Genomic DNA, 1265 nt, shown 5'->3' on the forward strand with positions numbered 1-1265 from the left:
CTAGCCCGGATATTGCACCGGAAATGGAAAAAGCGGCTGAAAATCGGTTATAATTCAAGAGCCTAAGCAAGAATTAGCCGACACAGCCGCCATGACAAAATGTACCACGCCCACCGCCACCTTTCCACGCTGCAAAGGCCGTCAGATCGTCGCCCGCTTCGATGGCGGCGACGTCACCTCCGACGGCGGCATCCTCCTGCTGCGTCAGCTCGATCGTGAGATGGGGCTGACGCGCTCGGTAGCTCGCCGACTGAGCGATGCGCGAGACCCTCAGCGCTGCCAGCACCGAACGGAAACCCTGGTTCGACAGCGCGTGTTCGGCCTGGCGATGGGCTATGAGGATCTCAACGACCATCATGCGCTGCGCCACGACATCGCCCTGCAGACCGCCGTCGATACCGATGGCGTGCTGGCCAGCCAGTCCACCCTGTGTCGCTTCGAACAGCAGGCCAACCGAGACTGGGCGGTCGCTATCCACGAGGAGATGATCGAGCAGTTCATCCGCTCGTTCCGGCGGCCACCGAAGAAGCCGCTCTACCTCGACTTCGATGCCACCGACGACCGGGTGCATGGCCAGCAGCTCGGCCGGCACTTCAACGGCTACTACGACCACTACATCTTCCTGCCGCTGTTCGTGTTCTGTGGCGACCAGCTACTGGTCAGCTACCTGCGCCCGGCCTACCGAGATGCCGCCCATCACGCCGGCGCCATTCTCGCCTTGCTGGTCCGGCGGCTGCGCCAGGCATGGCCTGAGGTGAAGATCGTGTTCCGCGGCGACAGCGGCTTTTGCCGCCCGCTGATCCTCAACTGGTGCGACCGCCACGGCGTCGATTACCTCATCGGCCTCGCCGGCAACAAGCGCCTGGCCAAGCTGGCTCTGGACATCGACTACGCGTCAGCCATCCGCTTCGAGAAGACCTGGGAGAAGGAGCGTGTCTTCGGCTTCATCGAGTACGCTGCCAAGAGCTGGAAGGAGCGTCGACGAAGGGTGATCGTCAAGTCCGAGACCAGCCGGCGTGGCTTCAACACCCGCTACGTGGTCACCAGCCTGCGCGGCTGCAGCGCCGAGTGGCTCTATGACAATCGCTACTGTGCCCGGGGCGAGATGGAGAACCGCATCAAGGAGCAGCAGTTCCTGTTCTCCGACCGCACCAGCTGCCACGAGTGGTGGCCCAACCAGTACCGGCTACTGCTCTCGGGGCTGGCCTATCTGCTTCTGGAGCGACTGCGTCGGATTTACCTCAAGCGCACCGCCTTCGCCCAGG

The 1265-nt window shown here is 63.2% G+C and carries 1 protein-coding gene; it reads left to right on the forward strand.

What is annotated here, in order from left to right:
- Positions 1-91: 91 nt before the first annotated feature.
- Positions 92-1265, forward strand: a 1174-nt coding sequence (locus KUW00_RS11220; RefSeq protein WP_222569103.1) for an IS1380 family transposase, incomplete at its 3' end; no start/stop codon positions are given.

Origin of the sequence: Halomonas sp. DP5N14-9, assembly GCF_019802175.1 — a bacterium.
In the GTDB taxonomy this organism is placed as follows: domain Bacteria; phylum Pseudomonadota; class Gammaproteobacteria; order Pseudomonadales; family Halomonadaceae; genus Halomonas; species Halomonas litopenaei.